General features: G+C 64.7%; 14 protein-coding genes. 8 read left to right on the top strand and 6 right to left on the bottom strand.

Annotated features, from left to right (window positions below):
- Positions 1-13: 13 nt before the first annotated feature.
- The 7 genes from ACT6Q8_RS01895 to ACT6Q8_RS01865 all read left to right on the top strand — a co-directional run bounded on the left by ACT6Q8_RS01895 (position 14) and on the right by ACT6Q8_RS01865 (position 11,703).
- A complete protein-coding gene (locus ACT6Q8_RS01895; protein WP_444732455.1) occupies positions 14-2,164 on the top strand; it encodes a T3SS effector HopA1 family protein in 2,151 nt (716 codons plus the stop codon).
- A complete protein-coding gene (locus tag ACT6Q8_RS01890; protein ID WP_444732454.1) occupies positions 2,161-3,447 on the top strand; it encodes a lanthionine synthetase LanC family protein in 1,287 nt (428 codons plus the stop codon). Before ACT6Q8_RS01895 ends, ACT6Q8_RS01890 begins: the two co-directional genes overlap by 4 nt.
- Complete coding sequence (locus tag ACT6Q8_RS01885) at positions 3,444-5,036, top strand: S8 family peptidase (RefSeq protein ID WP_444732453.1); 1,593 nt, start codon at positions 3,444-3,446, stop codon at positions 5,034-5,036. Before ACT6Q8_RS01890 ends, ACT6Q8_RS01885 begins: the two co-directional genes overlap by 4 nt.
- Positions 5,033-6,751: an ABC transporter substrate-binding protein gene (locus ACT6Q8_RS01880; RefSeq protein ID WP_444732452.1), complete on the top strand. Its 1,719-nt coding sequence runs from the start codon at positions 5,033-5,035 to the stop codon at positions 6,749-6,751. Before ACT6Q8_RS01885 ends, ACT6Q8_RS01880 begins: the two co-directional genes overlap by 4 nt.
- 145 nt (positions 6,752-6,896) lie before the next feature.
- Positions 6,897-8,996 carry a sensor histidine kinase gene (locus tag ACT6Q8_RS01875; RefSeq protein ID WP_082371925.1) on the top strand — a complete coding sequence of 700 codons (2,100 nt, stop codon included), beginning with the start codon at positions 6,897-6,899 and terminating at the stop codon, positions 8,994-8,996.
- A 120-nt stretch (positions 8,997-9,116) separates the two neighbouring features.
- Complete coding sequence (locus ACT6Q8_RS01870; protein WP_444732451.1) at positions 9,117-11,186, top strand: S9 family peptidase; 2,070 nt, start codon at positions 9,117-9,119, stop codon at positions 11,184-11,186.
- Positions 11,187-11,244: 58 nt separating this feature from the next.
- The gene (locus tag ACT6Q8_RS01865; protein ID WP_054165951.1) at positions 11,245-11,703 is read left to right on the top strand and encodes an acyl-CoA thioesterase; all 459 of its coding nucleotides are present in this window, start codon (positions 11,245-11,247) and stop codon (positions 11,701-11,703) included.
- Here ACT6Q8_RS01865 and ACT6Q8_RS01860 read toward each other — a convergent pair.
- The 6 genes from ACT6Q8_RS01860 to ACT6Q8_RS01835 form a co-directional block, all read right to left on the bottom strand.
- Positions 11,700-11,906, bottom strand: coding sequence for a hypothetical protein (locus tag ACT6Q8_RS01860; protein ID WP_156344386.1), 207 nt, complete (start codon positions 11,904-11,906; stop codon positions 11,700-11,702). The two genes, ACT6Q8_RS01865 and ACT6Q8_RS01860, sit on opposite strands and share 4 nt — an antisense overlap.
- A 193-nt stretch (positions 11,907-12,099) precedes the next feature.
- Positions 12,100-12,309, bottom strand: a complete 210-nt coding sequence (locus ACT6Q8_RS01855) for a hypothetical protein (RefSeq protein ID WP_444732450.1) — start codon at positions 12,307-12,309, stop codon at positions 12,100-12,102.
- Positions 12,306-13,055, bottom strand: coding sequence for a TrmH family RNA methyltransferase (locus tag ACT6Q8_RS01850; protein ID WP_444732449.1), 750 nt, complete (start codon positions 13,053-13,055; stop codon positions 12,306-12,308). Before ACT6Q8_RS01850 ends, ACT6Q8_RS01855 begins: the two co-directional genes overlap by 4 nt.
- A 12-nt stretch (positions 13,056-13,067) precedes the next feature.
- Positions 13,068-13,943 carry a DUF2971 domain-containing protein gene (locus ACT6Q8_RS01845; RefSeq protein WP_444732448.1) on the bottom strand — a complete coding sequence of 292 codons (876 nt, stop codon included), beginning with the start codon at positions 13,941-13,943 and terminating at the stop codon, positions 13,068-13,070.
- A gap of 135 nt (positions 13,944-14,078) precedes the next feature.
- The gene (gene guaB, locus ACT6Q8_RS01840) at positions 14,079-15,548 is read right to left on the bottom strand and encodes an IMP dehydrogenase (RefSeq protein ID WP_444732447.1); all 1,470 of its coding nucleotides are present in this window, start codon (positions 15,546-15,548) and stop codon (positions 14,079-14,081) included.
- A gap of 358 nt (positions 15,549-15,906) precedes the next feature.
- Positions 15,907-17,217: a CAP domain-containing protein gene (locus ACT6Q8_RS01835; RefSeq protein ID WP_444732446.1), complete on the bottom strand. Its 1,311-nt coding sequence runs from the start codon at positions 17,215-17,217 to the stop codon at positions 15,907-15,909.
- Positions 17,218-17,412: 195 nt separating this feature from the next.
- Here ACT6Q8_RS01835 and ACT6Q8_RS01830 point away from each other — a divergent pair, with 195 nt between their 5' ends.
- Positions 17,413-18,288 carry a DMT family transporter gene (locus tag ACT6Q8_RS01830; protein ID WP_054165945.1) on the top strand — a complete coding sequence of 292 codons (876 nt, stop codon included), beginning with the start codon at positions 17,413-17,415 and terminating at the stop codon, positions 18,286-18,288.
- Positions 18,289-18,323 lie beyond the last annotated feature (35 nt).

Below are 18,323 nucleotides of genomic sequence, written 5' to 3'. Positions count from 1 at the left end.
CGAAGGCGGCCCCATGTTTCTGCTGGCCAGTGATATTGCGCCCTTTCTGCTGTCACGCGATCTGCTGACACAGCGTGATGTCGCTGGTGATCAACTGCGGGTGCGGGAGGTGCGGCGGCGCAACCGCAGCTTCCGCGTGTCGGGCATTGACGGGCCGGGCCTGTTCATCAAGCAGGTGGCGGCATCGGCCCCCGATCTGGCCGGGTCGGTCGGGCGCGAGGCGGCCTTGCATCGGCTGGCGGAAACGGTGCCGGCGCTGGCCGCCCTGCGGGGCGCCACGGTGCGCCTGCGCCGGTTCGAGGAGGGGCGTCAGGCCCTGATCTTCGATCTGTTTGCCGACGCAGAGACGCTGGACGCCCACTACCGCCGCACAAGGCGGATGGATGTGGATATCCTGTCGCTGCTGGGTGCCGGTCTGGCCGGCATTCATGCGGAGGCGGCGCCGTCAGCGGAGATGATCGGCACGCAGATCGGGGCGCAGCGCGTGGCCCCCTGGATACTGACCATCGGGCGGCGGGATGTGCCCCTGTTCGGGGCGGGGGGGGCGCAACTGGTCGCCATGATCCGCGCCACGCCCAGCGTGGTTCAGGGTCTGGAGGGGGCGCTGTCGCGCTGGCAGCCGCGCACCCTGATTCAGGGTGACATGAAGTGGGACAATATCCTGGTGCGGGGCGGGCCGGCGGGGGCGCCAGAACTGCGCATCGTGGATTGGGAACTGGCCGATATCGGCGATCCGCTGTGGGATGTGGCGGGGGTGCTGTCCGGCTTTTACGCCTCCTGGCTGGTGGAAGATGGGCGCATGCCCTGGATGGCCGATCCCACGGCCCCGCCCCGCGCGCCGGAACCGGTGCCGATGGAACCGCTGACGGCCATGTTCCCCGCCATGGCCGGGTTCTGGCAGGCGGCGACGGGCGGACACTGGCAGGCCGATGATGCCAGCCTGCGCGCCGTGGTGCCCTATCTGGGCGCACGGCTGCTGCAAAGCGCCATGGAAAGCACCTTTACCTCCGCCACCGTGCCGCCGCTGGCCGCCGAATTGACCAATCTGGCCGGTCTGGCCTTCAGCGATGCCGACCGGTTCATGGCGGAGTTCATGGGGGTCGGCAGGGTGACGCCGGGCACGGCACCCGTGGCGGTGACGCGCGCGATGCAGGCACCAGCCGCCAGCGCCCCTGGCCTGTGGGCCGGGCCGACCCTGATCGCCATCGCGGAGGCGGTGCGGATCGTGCCGCCGCAATCGGTGCAGCTGCCGGGCCTGCCGCCCGTGCCGGTATCGGTGCAGCCGGGGCAGGATGTGCGGGTGGCGATGGTGGATGCCATTTGGCCCCTGCTGTATGAGCAGGCCTATACAAAGCCCTGGACCGGTGCCGCGACCGAAGCGACGGCCCGCAACCTGACGCCCGATCCCGCCCTGATCGCGGCGCTGTCGGCGGCCAATGCCGGACAGAATGTGCTGGACCGGGGCTGGCAGGTCTATCAGGTGACGCAAGACGGGCGGCTGCATGTGGAGAAGGGCGGCAGCTACCGCGTGGTGACGGCGGCCCAGGCGGGATTGCCGCCCGGATACACGCCGCCGCCGGGCCAGCGTATCGATATCCCCATGCCGAACCAGTCGCAGACGGCACAGGCCGGATATTTCCACGCGTTCGGTGAAACCCCAGCCAGTGCGGCGGATGAGGGGGAGTTGGCGCGGCTTTATTTCAATGTCGCCGCCGAACAGGCACCGGCCCTGCTCCACCTGCTGACCCTGGGCCTGAACCGTTATTTCATCCCGTTCAGCCTGAAATGCCCATCATCGCCGGCGCTTTACGACCGGATCGACACGCTGGTCCTGTACCCGCCACGCCGGTACCTGCCGCTGGTGCTGGAGGTGCTGGACGAAGCCGTGCCCGTGCTGTCGCCCCTGCTGCGTCCGGGGGAGCCGCTGTTCACGCGCCGGTTGCTGCCGGGGCTGGGCGGGGCGGATGATCCGGGAACGGGTGAAAGCTTCGGCCAGTCGCGATGCCGGCAGGTGGCGGCGGGCATCATCGATGCCTGGACCGGCGGCGGGGCGCTGATGGATTGCATCGCGGCGCGGCTGACGGGGGCGGGCCTGCGGCTGGATGCGCTGCATCTGTCGCCGGGGATGGCCGATCTGTACCGGCCCTTGGCGAGGGCGGCATGAACCAGATGCTGGCCAGTGCGCCCCTGGTGGAAGGACGCGGACATTTCCTGCGCTGCGCGGATGAGATCGGCCGTCGCCTGTGCCGCGACGCGCTGCGCACCGGGGACGGCACGCTGAACTGGCTGCGGACCCAGACGGAGCGGCGGGAGAACCTGACGCAGTTCCTGCTGCGGCCCGTGGGTGGTGATCTTTATCAGGGGGCCGCGGGCATCGCCCTGTTCTTGTGGCTGCTGCATCAGCGGACGGGCGACCGGGTGGTGGCGCGCACCGCCGAACAGGCGCTGACCCTGGCCGAAGAACAGGCCGGGGGGCTGGGTTTCTATACCGGTGCCGCCGGCACGGGCGGCGTGATGATCAGCATCGGTCTGGCGCAGGGGCGGCAGGACCGGGTGGAACGCGGGCTGGATCTGGTGGCCCGCGCGGCGGCGGCGGTGACGGGGGTGGACCTGTTGTCGGGGGCCGCCGGTCTGGTGCCCGTCCTGCTGACCCTGGCGCGCACGCAGGCGCGGGCCGACTTTACCGACATGGCCGTCAAGGCCGGGGAGATGATCCTGGCCGCCGCACAGGCGGGGCCGGACGGTCTGTCCTGGCCGGCGGCGGATGCATCGGGGCCAGCCCCGACAGGACTTGCCCATGGCGGCAGCGGCATGCTGCCGGCCCTGGCCAGCCTGCATCTGGCCACGGGTGAGGCGCGCTGGGCAGAGGCGCTGACGGCGGCCCTGCGGTATGAACGGGCGCGGTTCGATCCGGTGCAGGGCAACTGGCCGGATTTCCGCGATGCCAGCGGAAACCCATCCGCCACCCCGGCCTTCGGCGCCTCCTGGTGCCATGGCGCGGCGGGGATCGGGCGGTCGCGCCTGTGGCTGCTGATGGCCGGCGCGCAGGACCCGCTGCTGGAACAGGAGTTGGAGGCGGCGATGGCAGCACTGGTTGCCTTCCTGTCGCGCCCCATGGGGGCAGAGGCGCCGGACCAGAGCTATTGCCACGGGCTGGCCGGGATGGGCGATCTGCTGCTGGATGCCGGGCTGTGGCGCAACCGTGCCGACTGGACCGCGCTGGCCGCCGGCATCGGCTATCGCGGGATCGAACGGCACGGGCTGCCGCGCACCCCCTGGCCCTGCGGCGTGCGGGACGTGGGCGAGGTGCCGGGCCTGATGACGGGCCTGGCCGGGATCGGCCATTATCATCTGCGCCTGCATGACCCGGTGACCACTGGCAGCATCCTGCTGCCCGATCCGTTCCTGGGCACACGCACTATTCCAACGGGAGGAACCACACCATGAACGCCCCCAGACATGGCGCCCGCTTTCCCGGTTCCCCGACAGAAGGCGGCGGCACGGCACGGCTGGTCGTGTCGCACCGCACGGCGCATCTGCTAGATGATGAACAGCGCAAGCGGGCGCGGGAAAAGTTCGATACCTATGTCGACAAGGTGCTGTCCCCCATCACCAACCTGAAACGTCAGAAGCAGGCGCCGGGCGACCATGGCCGCCGCATCCTGGTGGTGGAGGGCGATGCCGGGGAGCTGGAAGCCAAACTGACGGAACGGCCCGACCATCTTCTGGTGGAACGCGAACTGCCGCGCGATATTCCGCACCCCCTGCCCCCCGTGCTGCGCGACCTGCACCGCCGGGTAAAGCCGGAACCCGCCCCCCGGACGGCAGCGGAGAAGAAGGCACAGACGGCCCTTCGCATGACCGTCCTGGCCGATGGGCAACCGGCAGAAGGCGCGCAGGTCGGCGTCTGGTTCGAAACAGGGGGTGAGGATACCAAGCTGGTGCAGGTGGTGGCCGACGCCAAGGGTGTCGCCGTGCTGCCCCATAAGCAAGGCTGGACCCCATCCAAGGGCCTGATCCTGCCCTATGGCAGGGCGTGGAGCATGCTGGTCCCCGCCCCCCATGACGGGCAGGTGGTGCATCTGCCGGCCCTGCCGCAGGGGCCGGTCGGGTGGTGGCAGGCGCTGACCGGCCATCCCAGCTATGATCCGCATCGCGGTGCGGGGCTGCGCATCGGGGTGATCGATACCGGCGTGGGGCCGACCCCGCTTCTGTCGCATGTGCAGGGGCTGGGTGCCTTCATCAATGGGGAGTTCATTCCAGGGACCGCCGCCGCCCATGATGTGCAGGATCATGGCACCGCCACGGTCGGCCTGCTGGGGGCACGTCCGCCGGTGGACAGCCGGGATTTCTGCGGGCTGGTGCCCGGTGCCGATATCGGCGTCGTCCGCGTCTATCCGGAAAATGGCGGGGCCAGCCAGGTGGATATCGCGTCCGCCATCGACCTGCTGTCGCTGGATTTCAAGGCCGACCTGATCAATCTCAGCCTGGGCGGGGCGCCGTCGGCCATCGAGCATGACGCCATCATCGCCGCACGCCTGCGCGGCACGCTGTGTCTGGCATCGGCGGGCAATGGGGAGGGCGGGGCCGTCACCTATCCCGCCGCCTATCCCGAATGCGTGGCCGTATCGGCACTGGGCCTGCTGGGCACCCTGCCCGTGGGCAGTTTCGCGGCCAGCTGGATCCCCGACACGCCCGACCGGTTTACAGCCGGTGGCCTCTTCGTGCCGGATTTCATCAGCGTCGGCTGGCAGATCGATGTCATCGCGCCGGGGACGGGCCTGATCTCCACGATCCCGTCGCGCTATGGTCAGGCCAGCCCCTATGCCGATATGAGCGGAACCTCGCTGGCGGCCCCGCTGACCACGGGGGTTCTGGCCTCCATCCTGTCACGCGACCCGGTCTATGGGGCGCTGCCGCGCGGCATGGGCCGGGCCGATTACGCGCGCTATGCCCTGACCCGGCAGCTGGTCAATCTCGGCCTTGCCCCCTGGTATCAGGGTTGCGGCGCCGCGCACGCGCATCCGGTGTTATGAGGGGCGGCGGCCTGCGCCACCACCTGGGACAGGGCCTTGTGGCCCTGCTGTTCCTGCTGACCCTGGCACAGGGGGCGGGTGCGCAGGGGGCCGGGGGGCCGGATGCGCGCAGCCATCGCCTGCTGGAGGAAAAGCGGGTGGTGATGGCCGCCGACAATATCTATCCCCGCACCCATTTCGCGCAGATCATCACCCAGCCGCAGGCCACCCTGTTCCGCCTGACCCAGGGGGTGATCGGGCGCATGCATGGCGAACTGATCGCCTGTTCGCTCTGTACCCAGTTGCCCAACGCGCTGGACGGGTCGCTGGTCACCTACACGGATGAGGCCGGGCGATTGGTGACGCGGGCCGTGTTTGACCTGCTGCCCAATCTGCGCTGGGGAGATGGCACGCCGCTGGAACTGGGCGATCTGGAATTCGGTCTGACGGTGGCCAAGCGCTACCCGCCCCTGATCCTGGACCCGACAGGCATCACGTCGCGCATCCGGTCGATGCGGATGACGGGGGAGCGCCGGCTGGAGGTAGTGTATGACGGGGTGCTGTGCAAGGAACAGCTTTTCGTGCCCCCGCCCCTGCCCCGCCGGCTGGAGGAACCGCTCTACACGGCCGATCCCGCAACCTATTTCCAACGCACGCTCTATTTTACAAAGCGCACCCATCCAGGCCTGTATTTGGGACCCTATGTCATTGAGGCCGAGACGGCGCCCAGCGTGATCCGGCTGCGCCGCAACCCTTACTATGCCGGCCCTGCACCGTATTTTGAGCATATCGACATGCTGTTCGGCGACCCCGCCGCCGCTGAACAGGGGCTGCTGGACGGGACCATCGATATCCTTCTGCCCAAGAGCGTGCGGGAGGATGCGCTGATCCGGTTCACCAAGGAACGGCGCGACAATTTCAAGGTGATCTGGTCGCCCTCCTCCACCCTGACCTGGCTGACCCCCAATTTCGATCATCCGGCCCTGGGCGACCGGCAAGTGCGCGAGGCGCTGTATCTGGCGCTGGACCGCGAGGCCATGGTCCGCGACCTGACGCTGGGCACCTCGCTGGTGGCGCCGGGGTACCTGCATCCGGGTCTGCCGGCCTATACGGCGGGGTTCCCGCGCTATGGTCATGACCCGACACGGGCGGCCTATCTGCTGGACATGGCGGGATGGCGCCAGGACAAGGCAGGGCAGCGCCGCAATGCCGCCGGACAGCCGCTGGAAATGACCGTATCCTATCGCGCCGGCGACCGCAGCGTGGGGCAGGCACTGGCCGCCGCCTGGCGCGCCGCCGGTTTCGCCATCACGCTGAAGGAAGAGACGGACATTATCGGCACCTTCCGGGCGCGCAAATTCGACATGGTGTTGAGCAGCATCACCTATGTCGCCAACTCCCCCTCCATGCCGCTCTATTTCCTGTCCAGCAGCATTCCGACGGCGGAAAATGGCATGCAGGGCCTGAACTTTGCCGGCAACCGCACCCCTAATCTGGACCGGGCGATCGAGCGAATCGACCGTGCCGGATGCACGCGCGAGGACCAGCGGGAAGCGTGGCTGGGCTTTCAGAAGGAACTGATGACCGAATTGCCGCGCATGCCGATGTGGTTCAACAGCGTCGGCACCGTCTTTACCAACCGGCTGGAGGGGGTGGGCAACCCGCCCTTTGGCGATCCGGTGCTGACCGTGCAGCGCTGGCGGCCGAGAATGGCTGCCGCCCCGGCGCGGCCCTGACCAAGCCGCAAGTACATGTGGTTGAATATCTGCAAAGTTTGGGCAATCCTGCTTGATGATGCTGTGCGATGGATGAAAGACTGGGAATGAAGGATCAGGACTGGTCCGGATCGGGCAAGGATAGCCCGTCCCGGTGGCGGGTCAGATGGTGAGCATGATTGATGCCCGGCGCCAGGGACTGACATTGCGTTGGCAGGGCCGTCGCCTAGGCCCGATCCTGCGCGCGCTGATCCCGACCCTGGTCGTCGTCATCCTGATGGCCGGCCTGTACAGCCGCGGCGGACAGACGGTGCAGGACCTGTCGGGCGACAATGCCCTGATTCTGCGCAATATGGAGGCCAGCGTAAGGCTGGCCGATATCGGCAACCGCATGCAGGGGCTAAGCGCGCGGTTCAACTGGATCCTGGTGCTGAAGGCGGCGGAGCGTGAAGGCATCGATGTCCGCGCGGAGCTGGAGAATGCCACCGCCGCGCTGGACAGCGTCATCACCGATATGGAGGCCTATCGCCGCAATGATGCGCGGCCAGAGCAGATCCCCGCCATCAACGACATGCTGAACGAGCTGTCGGATTACCGCAGCGCCGTAACCTGGGTAGGGTCGATGGTCGATCTGGATTATCCCAGCGCAGTCGCCTACCTGGAATCCTTCGGCCAGATGTTCAACCGGGTGCAGAGCCAGCTGGACCGCATGGTCAGCGAGCATGGCAATCAGGCCCGCGAACTGGCCGCTGCCGCTGCGCACCGCGCCGACAATACCATCCAGACCTTCCTATACTTCGCCATCGCCATGTCGGCGGGCGTGGCCCTGGTTTCCTGGCTGATCGGTCGGTATCAGCAGCGGCTGCGCATCGATACCGAGATTTTGCAGGAAAAGGTGGATGCCCGCACCGCCGACCTGCGCCGCGCCAATGCAGAGCTGGAGGCGTCGGCCACGACCTTGAGCCGGCTGGGCCATGTCGGGCGCGACCTGACGGCCACGCTGGACCCGGCGGCGGTCTATGCCGCCCTGGCGCAGAGTGCCGCAGATCTGCTGCCCACCGATGCGTTCGGCATCGCCCTGCTGAACGAGGCGGCGGACGAGGTGGGGTATGTGCTGTTCACGCTGGACGGCGTGGACAAGCCGGACCTGCCCCGCTATCCGCTGAGCCACCCCACCTCGCTGACCGTCAAGGCGCTGAGCAATGGCGCCGATGTCCTGGTGCTGGACGGGGCGGCGGCGGCAACCGCCCCCACCTTGCAGGAAGGCGGGGATGCGCGCATGGCCTCACTGGCCTTCTGCACCCTGGCCTTTTCGGAAAAGGTTCTGGGCGTCCTGACGGTGCAGACGCGACGGGCCGGCGCCTATGGCCCGCGCGAACAGGATATCCTGCGCACCCTGGCCGCCAGTGCGGCCATCGCCATCGCCAATGCCCAGGCCTATCGCCGGCTGGACACCACCTTGACCGAACTGCGCGCCACGCAGGCGCGGCTGGTGCAGCAGGAGAAGCTGGCCTCGTTGGGCGGGCTGGTGGCCGGTGTGGCGCATGAGATCAACACGCCGCTGGGCGTGGCCCTGACGGGCGCCAGCTTCATCGGCAGTCAGTGCGAGGAACTGAGGGAACGGGTCGATGGCCGCACCCTGAAACGCAGCGATCTGGAAGAATTCATCACGATCACCAGCGAAGGCATGCATGTGGTCCTGACCAACCTGACCCGTGCCGCCGATCTGGTTCAAAGTTTCAAGCGCGTGGCAGCCGACCAGTCCAGCGAGGATGCGCAGCTGATCGATCTGGGCCAGTATCTGCGTGAAACAGTGCGTAGCCTGGAACCGCTGCTGCGGCGCAGCCGGATCGGCATGGTGCTGGATCTGGCGGACGGCGTCACGCTGCTGGTGGCGCCGGGGCCGGTGGCGCAGCTGATCACCAATCTGGTGCAGAATGCCGCTGTGCACGCCTTTGCCGACATCGCCGAACCGGTGATCACCATCCGCCTGGCCCCCGTACAGGGCCGCGACGAACCCGTGCGGTTCAGCGTCAGCGACAATGGTGTGGGTATGACGGCAGAGGTGGCGGCCCGCGCCTTTGACCCGTTCTTTACCACGCGGCGCGGCAGCGGCGGCACCGGTCTGGGCCTGCATATCGTCCATAATCTGGCGCAGGCCGCCTTGGGCGGGGATGTAGAACTGACCACGGCGCCGGGGGCCGGCACCCGTTTCACCATCACCCTGCCCCGCACCCCGCCCGCCCGCGCCACCGCCGCGCAATAATACCCTTCGGCGTACAACCCGCGCGGTGGCTTGCCGGAAACTCCCTCTTCTGTTTGGATGATGCTCCTTGTTCACGGGGCAACGTGACAGGAAACCCAACCAGAAGAAGGACGAGCATACGTGACCACACGGAAACTGCCCGCGCTGCTTGGCAGCAGCCTCCTGGCCATCACCCTGGCCACCACCCTGTCAGCCTGTGGCAAGAAGGAAGAGGCCGCGACCGCGCCCGCCGCCACGCCGGCCCCGGCCGAACTGATCGCCCGCAAGGACCTGTTCGGCAATCCCAGCCGTACCGGCGCCAGCATCAGCCCTGACGGCCAGTCCATCGCCTTTCTGGCCCCGCGCGACGGGGTACTGAATATCTGGGTCGCCCCCATCGGGCAGATCGACGCCGCCAAGCCCCTGACCGCCGACAAGGAACGCCCCATCCGCCGCTTCTTCTGGGCGCCCGCCGGGGACCAGATTCTGTATTTGCAGGACAAGGGCGGGAACGAGGATTTCCTGCTGTATGGCGTCAATATCGCCACGGCGGAAACCAAGCTTCTGACCCCGTTCGAGAAGACGACGGTGGAAATCGCCGCCATCTCCACCCAGGTGCCGGACGCCATCCTGATCGGGGTCAACAACCGCAACCCGAAATGGCATGACATCCACAAGCTGGATCTGAAGACCGGCAAGCTGGAACTGGTCATGAAGAATGAGGGCTATGGCGGGTTCGAGGCCGACCGCAGCCTGACCCTGCGCCTGGCGTCCAAGCCGCTGCCCGATGGCAGCCTGCAGATCGAGCCGATCAAGGATGGCAAGATCGGCAAGCCGATCCTGACCATCGCCGCCGAAGACGTGCTGACCAGCGGCGTCACCGGTATCCCGCTGGACGGCAATGTCGCCTATCTGCAATCGACTGCCGGGCGCGACAAGTCGGCCATCTATACCCTGGACCTGGACAGCGGCGAAACCAAGCTGCTGGCCGAAAGCGACAAGGCGGATATCGGCGGGGCCATGACCAACCCTGTCACCGGCGCGCTGGAGGCCTATAATGTCAATTACCTGAAGGATGAATGGCTGCCTGTGGGTGATGCGGTCGCCGCCGATATCGCGTTCCTGAACCAGGAGGCCAAGGGCAGTTGGAACGTCACCAGCCGGTCGCGTGACGATAATCTGTGGACGGTCATCATCGACCGGGTCACCGAACCGGCGGCCTTCTGGCTGTATGACCGCAAGGCCAAAAGCCTGACGCGCCTGTTCACCGTGCGCCCGAACCTGGAGGGCAAGACCTTGGCCCCCATGCAGGCGCTGGAAATCCCGTCGCGCGATGGCAAGGTGCTGGTCAGCTATTTGTCGCTGCCGCCGGGTGCCGATGCCAATAGCGACGGCAAGCCGGAAAAGCCCGTGCCGATGGTCCTGAATGTCCATGGCGGCCCATGGGCGCGCGATGGTTTCGGCTATAACAGCGAGCATCAGTGGCTGGCCAACCGTGGTTATGCGGTGCTGTCGGTGAATTTCCGGGGATCGACCGGGTTCGGCAAGGGCTTCACCAATGCCGGCGACAAGCAATGGGGCCGGACCATGCATGACGACCTCATCGACGCTGTCGACTGGGCCGTCAAGAATGGCATCACGCCCACCGACAAGGTCGCCATCTATGGCGGGTCCTATGGCGGCTATGCCACGCTGTGGGGCATGACCAACACGCCGGAGCGGTTTGCCTGCGGCGTTGATATTGTCGGCCCGTCCAACCTGAACACGCTGCTGGCCAGCGTGCCGGAATATTGGGCCGCCTTCTTTGAACAGTTGGCCCGCCGCGTGGGCGACCCGCGCACCGAGGAAGGCAAGGCCCTGCTGACGGAGCGGTCGCCCCTGACCCATGTCGACAAGATCGCCAAGCCGCTGCTGATTGCCCAAGGCGCCAATGACCCGCGCGTGAAGCAGGCGGAATCCGATCAGATCGTGACGGCGATGAAGGCCAAGAACATCCCAGTCACCTATGTCCTGTACCCGGATGAAGGCCATGGCTTTGCCCGGCCTGCCAACCGCACCAGCTTCTATGCGGTGGCCGAAGGCTTCCTGTCGCACTGCCTGGGCGGGCGTCAGGAACCGGTGGGCACGGACTTCAACGGCGCCTCCATCCAGGTGCCAGAAGGGGCCGATTATGTGCCGGGCCTGAAGGACGCGTTGGCGACGAAGCAGTGACGATAAGGCCCCTACCCGGCTGTTCGCGTCGGGGAGGGGCCTCTTTTAAGGACAGGTCATGACCACCGAACCGCCCTTCCGGTTTCGTCACCGCGTGCGCTATGGCGAATGCGATCCGCAGCAGGTGGTGTTCAATGCCCGTTATGGCGATTTCATCGATATCGGCATCACCGAATATCTGCGCCATCTGATGGGGGGTATCCAGGGGCTGAACGCCTTGGGCCTGGATATGATGGTGGTCAAGCAAACCAAGGAATGGAAAGGCCCGGCGCGGTTTGATGATGTGCTGGAACAATCCATCCGCACGGGGCGGGTGGGCACCACATCCTTCACCATCCTGACGGATTTCACCCTGTGGCCCGATGGGGGCCCAGTGATGGTGGCGGAGACGGTTTATGTGATGACGGCGTTCGGGGTGGCGGAAAAGCGGGCCATCCCCGGCGACCTATCGGCAAGGCTGCTGGCCGGTGTGCCGGGCCGAATAGTCGATCATGCAGGAACGGACGGCGATATTTAGCGGCTGGACGCCGGGGGCAGCCATTCCACGTTCGACACGTCCAGATAATCGCGCATATAGACAGCCAGACGGTCGGCAATGCGGCGCAGGTTCGCCGCCTCTTCCGGCTGTGACTGTTCCAGACGCGCGGCCTCGGCCTGCATCTCGTCTGCTTTGATCAGGATGTCCTGGCGCAGGTCGTTCAGATCCTGGATCGTCATCATGATACCCATAATGAAGCCCGCCTTCTCATCCGGCATGATGGCACAAAAGGCGTCTTTGTAACGCCACAACTATGCAAGGTTGCCGCGAAATGATGAAGTTATGCTTAAGGCATGGATAGTTTCCCGCCGGAACCAGCCGCACCCGCACAAGGGACCTATGCGCAATCAAGGCCTTAGCCCGAAAGGCCTATGCTTAAAGGCAGGGGTCGGCGCCGGCTTCGTCCTGGATTTCGGCGCGTATCTTCGCCTCCAGATTGTCGATCCGGGCCTTCAACGCGTCGATACGGGCCAGCAGGTCGGGCAGGCCCAGGGCGCTGGCGGTCGACAGGGCGGCCACGCTTTCCGACAGGTCGGCGGCGATGGCGGCCAGATCAGGCTCCGGTGTGTCGCCCGGCCCGGTCATTGACCGCCCGCGTAATAGGTGAACAGCGCGATGGAGGCGGCGACGGTGGCGTTCAGGCTTTCGACCTGACCCGTATTGCCGATGGTAAGACGCTGCGCCGGCACCTGCGCCGGCACCCCCTGCCCTTCCTCGCCTAAGATCAGGCGGGCATCTTCGGGCCAGGGGAAGGTGGCGAGATCATCACCACCGGAATCCAGCGCCAGCAGCGGCCCCGCCGCCTGATCCAGCGCCGCCCAGCGCCCACCGCGCACGATGTTCAGCGTGAAGACGGCGTTGCTGGCGGCGCGCAGGCATTTCGGGTGGAACGGGTGAGCCGCTTCTTCCAGCAGGATGACCTTGGACGCACCAAAGGCCGAGGCACTGCGCAGCAGCGCACCAAGATTGGCGGGGTCACCCAGGGCGCAGACCAGTTCCAGCCCCTTTGGCGGGGCGGACAGGTCGGCCTGACCGATGTGCGGCAGGGTGCCCACCAGGATCGGGTAATCCGTCCCCGACACATCCAGTTCCCGGAACAGCTGGCTGGACAGCACCACGGGCTGAATATGCGCGGGCAGCGGCCAGTCGGCGATCCATTCCGGGTGGCGGATCAGGATGCGGGTGAAAACCTCCGGCCAGCGGGTCAGCGCCTCCGGCACGGTCTTCAGGCCCGCCAGCAGGAATTGGCCTGCTTTCCGGATGCCACGGCTTTCCAGCAGCCCGGACCAGGACTTGAATTGCGGGTTCTGGTGGCTGTCGATGTTGTGCATAATCAAAGATGCCTATTTACGCAATGCTACAGAAGATGTTTCGACTGGGGTCTTTAGTCCGTTAGCTTCAAGAAAAACCTCTATGCTTTTCTGAACAAGATCAACACTAGGACCTGGACCGACAGTAAAAATATCAAATACGCCAGACCTATTCATATCCAAAGGCAACTCATAGTACGGTATTATTACACCGCCGCGTTCACGAAATTTTACACCAGCCTTCTTGGTATGCACATATTTATTTGAGAAAGCCCTTATCTCCCCTTCCTCGGAAAAAGCTGGGTCCTTAAATATAGCCAATGCCTTTTCAAAATAATAAGAAGCAGAGATCACAAAATCAAACTCTTCACCAAATTCGTTGTCTTTTTCAACTCTAGAGCCAAATTTATCGACAAACATATTGGCATAAGCTAGCAGCATAGCTTCCAAGATACCCTCTTGGTCCGATCTATCATAAACAACCCTCAATAGATCGTAATTCGACAGCTCAGATATATATTTACTAGAAACGCCTATTGATACTCCCTGATCACCACCATAACCCCGCCATTGGCTAAGTAAATCCCTATTAAAGCAAAAGCTGACCGCACAGACACCCACTTTATCCCCTACAAAATCACACAGGTAATTTATTGCATGTCTAAATTGTTCATTTCTGGATTTATCTTTCACCAGACTATTGGCTTTCCCTTTGAATAAATCCGCCCCATACGCGACTTCCCTCGCATCATTAAGGTACATAACATCGCTAGCCCAAAACGAGCGACTCTCGACAATGGACATCAATGCTTTAACCGAGGTGTAATGATAAACGTAGGGAGCAATATCAGTGTCTATTTTTGCCTTAGCGATTAATGCCTGCTCAACAGGATCAATTTTGCTAATCATTCGCGCCTCGTCGCACATAGGCTGCTGTTCTGTCAGAACCTCTTTACAAGATATACTATTCAGAGGCGCAATCAATAGACATAACTCACTCTCCCAAGACTTCAGCTAAGGAGAGTGAGCATAAAAGAATAGCCCTCACCCCTGGCGATAATTCGGCGCCTCGTTGGTGATGGTGATGTCGTGGACATGGCTTTCGCGCAGGCCGGCATTGGTGATACGCACGAATTTCGGCTTGGTCCGCATCTCTTCCAGCGTGGCACAGCCCGTGTAGCCCATGGAGGCGCGCAGGCCGCCGATCAGCTGATGCACCACGGCACCGATCGGGCCCTTATAGGGCACGCGGCCTTCCACGCCCTCGGGCACCAGCTTCAGGGTGTTGGACACTTCGGCCTGGAAGTAACGGTCGGCGGAGCCACGGGCCATGGCGCCGACGGAGCCCATGCCGCGATAGGCCTTGTAGGAGCGGCCCTGGAACAGGATGACCTCACCGGGGCTTTCATCGGTACCGGCGAACAGGCCGCCCATCATGGCGCAGGAGGCACCGGCGGCGATGGCCTTGGCCAGATCGCCAGAATATTTGATGCCGCCATCGGCGATGACGGGGATGCCGTGCTTCTGGCAGGCCTCAACCACGTCCAGGATGGCCGTCAGCTGCGGCACGCCCACGCCGGCCACGATGCGGGTGGTGCAGATGGAGCCGGGGCCGATACCGACCTTGATGGCATCCGCACCGGCATCGATCAGGGCCAGCGCCGCGTCGGCGGTGGCGACATTGCCGGCGATGATCTGGGTATAGTTCGGCAGGTTGCGGGCGGCGCGCACCTGATCGGCCACCTTCTTGGAATGGCCATGGGCCGTGTCGATGACCAGGACGTCAACGCCGGCATCGAACAGGGCGGCAGCGCGTTCCAGGCCATCGGGACCCGTGCCGGTGGCGGCGGCGGCGCGCAGGCGACCGGCGGCATCCTTGGCGGCATGCGGATGGTTCTGGGCCTTTTCGATATCCTTGACGGTGATCATGCCGATGCAGCGATAGGCATCGTCCACGACCAACAGCTTTTCGATACGGTTCTGGTGCAGCAGGCGCTTGGCCTCTTCCTTGGACACGCCCGGCTTGACGGTGACCAGACCGTCCTTGGTCATCAGCTCGCTGACCGGCTGGTTCGGGTTGCTGGCAAAGCGCACGTCGCGGTGGGTCAGGATACCGACCAGCTTGCCGTTCTCATCCACCACGGGGAAGCCGGAGAAGCGGTAACGGCGCTGAAGCTCCTGCGCGTCGGCCAGCGTGTTGTCGGGGCGCAGCGTGTAGGGGTTCACCACCATGCCCGATTCGAAGCGCTTGACGGCGCGCACTTCGTCAGCCTGACGGCTGATATCCATGTTGCGATGGATGACGCCGATGCCGCCCGACTGCGCCATCGCAATCGCCAGGGCCGATTCCGTGACCGTATCCATGGCCGCCGACAGCAGCGGAATGCCCAACTGGATCGACTTGGTCAGCCAGGTCTTGGTGTCGACCTCTGCCGGCATAACCTCCGACGCGGCCGGCACCAGCAGCACATCGTCAAAGGTCAGGGCTTCGCGGAAACGGTCATTGCTGGACATGAACCTGGCTCTCCCATGGGCGGGCCGGCGGGGCCGCCAAGAAACGGGTTATGGGACACCGAGCCCGCCCGCACCCAATGGCGCAAGCCGGTTCCATGTCCCAGATCAAAAGGTTCGCCGCACTATACACATGCGGGTGCCGTTGGGAAGCTACCAGGGATGGGGGGCCAGGGTTGCCATTTGGGCAAGTCATTGGATGGGGGCGGCATCGGCATCTGCCCTCACCCTCCCAAACGCTGGCGCGTTCGGGCCCCTCCCTCTCCCACTTCGTGGGCGAGGGGCGGAATTCGGGCGTACTTCTATATTTAGCCCCTCGCCCGCTGGCGGGAGAGGGAGGGTGAGGGAGCCACGCCCCAGCTCACACCAGCAACAGCAGCCCGTCGCTTTCCTGAGGGACGCCCAGCGCCGACAGGGCAAGGCCGGCGAAGGTGACGGAAATGTCGATGCGTCCGTCGGCGTCCAGATCGGCATGCAGGGTCGCCCCCTTATACCCGGCGGTGCCGTCATCGGCGGTCCAGGTGAAGCGGCTGGTGCCGGGGCGCCAGCCCCAGATATTCACCTGCTCCCCCTTTTCAAAATCGACGATGGTGGTCCAGGCCACCTGACCGCCGCGCCCGTCGGCAAAGAAGATGTCCTGCCCCGCCCCGCCGATCAGGAAATTGGAGCCGGTGCCGCCATCCAGCACATCGTTACCGGCCCCGCCATTGGCGGCGTCATTGCCGCCGCCTAAGTTGACGAAATCATCCTGCTCGCTGCCGGCGACATTATCGGCACCCACCGTCCCCAGCATCTGCCAGTCCAGATGCGCCACGGGACCGGTATAGGCCGTGGGCGTGGTGGCGACGAAGCTGTTGGTGGTGCTGTTCCAGGCCTGGAAGGTGACGGGTGCGAACAGGGCGGCCTTGGCATCCACCCCGACATTCAGGCCGCTCATGCTGACGGTCTGATGATAGCTGCCGGTCAGGCCACCACCGCTGAACCCCAGGGTCCAGGTGCCGTTGGTCATGGCGATGGCATAGCCGCCGGCGGCACTGGTCTGCCCCAAGACATTGCCATTCACGGCGATCGACACGCCGCCCACCCCTTCGCCGGGATTGTAATAGCCATCGCCGTTCAGATCGTTAAAGACCACGCCGGTGGCATAGCGGGCCTGTCCCGTGGCCGCGAAATTCTGGGTGATCATGGAGGCGTTGTAGCCCGTCATCTCCCCCAATTGCTGGCTGATCCCGATCTCCCGGTAATTGTCGCCCAGGATATTGACGCGGTGGCCGGGACTGAGGAACAGGCCGCGATGCTGCTGCTCGATATAGGCGGCGAGCTGACTGGTGCGGATCTGGCCCGTCGTCCCGCTCCACGAAATATTCTCCCCCCAGGTATAGGCACCGGTGAAGCGGTAGCCGGCGGCGGCCATCCGGTCGCCAGGGCTGGAGCCGTTGATACCGGTATGGCTGAAATTATCGGTCGCCAGCATCCAGTCGCTATGCGCCTCTGCCGCCGCCGCCAGCAGATTGTTGGGGGCCAGCGGCTGCTTAGCGGTGGCGGAGATGGTGCCGGGGTTCAGCCCCTGGTTCAGGTCGATGCCGAAGGCGGCAGCCGCCGCCACGGGATCGGCCCGCGCCCGGTTGATCAAGGTCAGCATGTACAGTTCGTAGGCGTCGAACTCGGCCATCACATCTCTCCTTACCTGCCAATATTGGAAGGGAAGGCAGCGGAAAGGCACAATGGCTCTTTCGGGTGGGAGGTGTGACAAGTGCCGACCTGAGGGCATATCCCAGGCGCGCATTGCAGGGTGGCAGGCTGCGCGTTCGCCATTGTTGCCGGTGAAACGATAGTTTTGACAGCCAACCTGTTGAGGAAGCGGCGGATGAGACCGGTTCATATGCTGGGCGCGCTGTTCGTGATGGCGCTGTGGGGGACCAATTTCGCGGTCTCACGCTATGCGCTGCGCGAATTTTCCCCGATGCTGATGATGGCGATCCGGTTTGCCATCGTGGCGGCCATCCTTCTGCCCTTCGTAAAATTCCCGCGCAACCAGCTGCGCCAGGTCCTTGCCTATGCCTTCGTCCTGGGCGGTGTTCACTTCCCCCTGATGCTGCATGGCATGGTGGGGGCGGAGGCATCGACGGCCAGCATTGTGATCCAATTGCAGGTGCCGTTCGCCAGCCTCTTGGCCGCCTACTTCTTTAAGGATACGCTGGGCTGGCGCCGGGGGATCGGCATGGGCATCGCCTTTGTCGGCGTGGCCGTCATCGCGCTGCGCGGCGGCGGCGGGCAAAGCGACCCGTTCCATCTTCTGCTGATCGTGCTGGCGGCGGCGGCGTTCAGCTTCTCCAACATCCAGGTGAAATGGATGGGGACGGTCGATCCCTATCAGCTGAATGCCTATATGGCGCTGTTCGCAGTGCCGCAGCTGCTGCTCTATTCCTTCGTGCTTGAAAGCGGACAGGTGGAGCAGGTGCTGAATGCCAGTTGGGGTGCCTGGACCGGTATCGCCTATATGGTCATTGCCTCCACCATCATCGCCTATGCCATCTGGCAGCCGATGGTGCGCAGATATGATGTGAACCAGACGGTGCCCTTCCTGATGCTGGTGCCGGTGTTCGGGGTGGCGTCGGGCGTGCTCTGGCTGGGCGAGGCGATGAGCTGGGCATTGATCGTCGGCGGCGTGCTGGTGATCGCCGGCGTCGGCATCATCCTGATCCGCCGGCCCAAGATCGTGGTGGCGCGCAACACGGTGTGAGGCATACAGTGCAAGGCAATAGTGCCTTACAGGGG

The sequence above is a fragment of the Niveispirillum sp. genome, from assembly GCF_052437035.1.
Lineage (GTDB): Bacteria > Pseudomonadota > Alphaproteobacteria > Azospirillales > Azospirillaceae > Niveispirillum.
The sequence above is the reverse complement of the archived record's forward strand: the minus strand, read 5'-3'. Positions and strand labels throughout refer to the sequence as shown.

Excerpts from the sequence above, each read along its gene's own strand:
- ACT6Q8_RS01885 (WP_444732453.1), top strand. The coding sequence starts at position 3,444 with ATGAACGCCCCCAGACATGGCGCCCGCTTTCCCGGTTCCCCGACAGAA.
- ACT6Q8_RS01835 (WP_444732446.1), bottom strand. The coding sequence starts at position 17,217 with ATGGCCGAGTTCGACGCCTACGAACTGTACATGCTGACCTTGATCAAC.
- ACT6Q8_RS01875 (WP_082371925.1), top strand. The coding sequence starts at position 6,897 with ATGGTGAGCATGATTGATGCCCGGCGCCAGGGACTGACATTGCGTTGG.
- ACT6Q8_RS01860 (WP_156344386.1), bottom strand. The coding sequence starts at position 11,906 with ATGATGACGATCCAGGATCTGAACGACCTGCGCCAGGACATCCTGATC.
- ACT6Q8_RS01845 (WP_444732448.1), bottom strand. The coding sequence starts at position 13,943 with ATGATTAGCAAAATTGATCCTGTTGAGCAGGCATTAATCGCTAAGGCA.
- ACT6Q8_RS01890 (WP_444732454.1), top strand. The coding sequence starts at position 2,161 with ATGAACCAGATGCTGGCCAGTGCGCCCCTGGTGGAAGGACGCGGACAT.
- ACT6Q8_RS01865 (WP_054165951.1), top strand. The coding sequence starts at position 11,245 with ATGACCACCGAACCGCCCTTCCGGTTTCGTCACCGCGTGCGCTATGGC.
- ACT6Q8_RS01830 (WP_054165945.1), top strand. The coding sequence starts at position 17,413 with ATGAGACCGGTTCATATGCTGGGCGCGCTGTTCGTGATGGCGCTGTGG.
- ACT6Q8_RS01850 (WP_444732449.1), bottom strand. The coding sequence starts at position 13,055 with ATGCACAACATCGACAGCCACCAGAACCCGCAATTCAAGTCCTGGTCC.
- ACT6Q8_RS01895 (WP_444732455.1), top strand. The coding sequence starts at position 14 with ATGTTTCTGCTGGCCAGTGATATTGCGCCCTTTCTGCTGTCACGCGAT.
- ACT6Q8_RS01880 (WP_444732452.1), top strand. The coding sequence starts at position 5,033 with ATGAGGGGCGGCGGCCTGCGCCACCACCTGGGACAGGGCCTTGTGGCC.
- ACT6Q8_RS01855 (WP_444732450.1), bottom strand. The coding sequence starts at position 12,309 with ATGACCGGGCCGGGCGACACACCGGAGCCTGATCTGGCCGCCATCGCC.
- guaB (WP_444732447.1), bottom strand. The coding sequence starts at position 15,548 with ATGTCCAGCAATGACCGTTTCCGCGAAGCCCTGACCTTTGACGATGTG.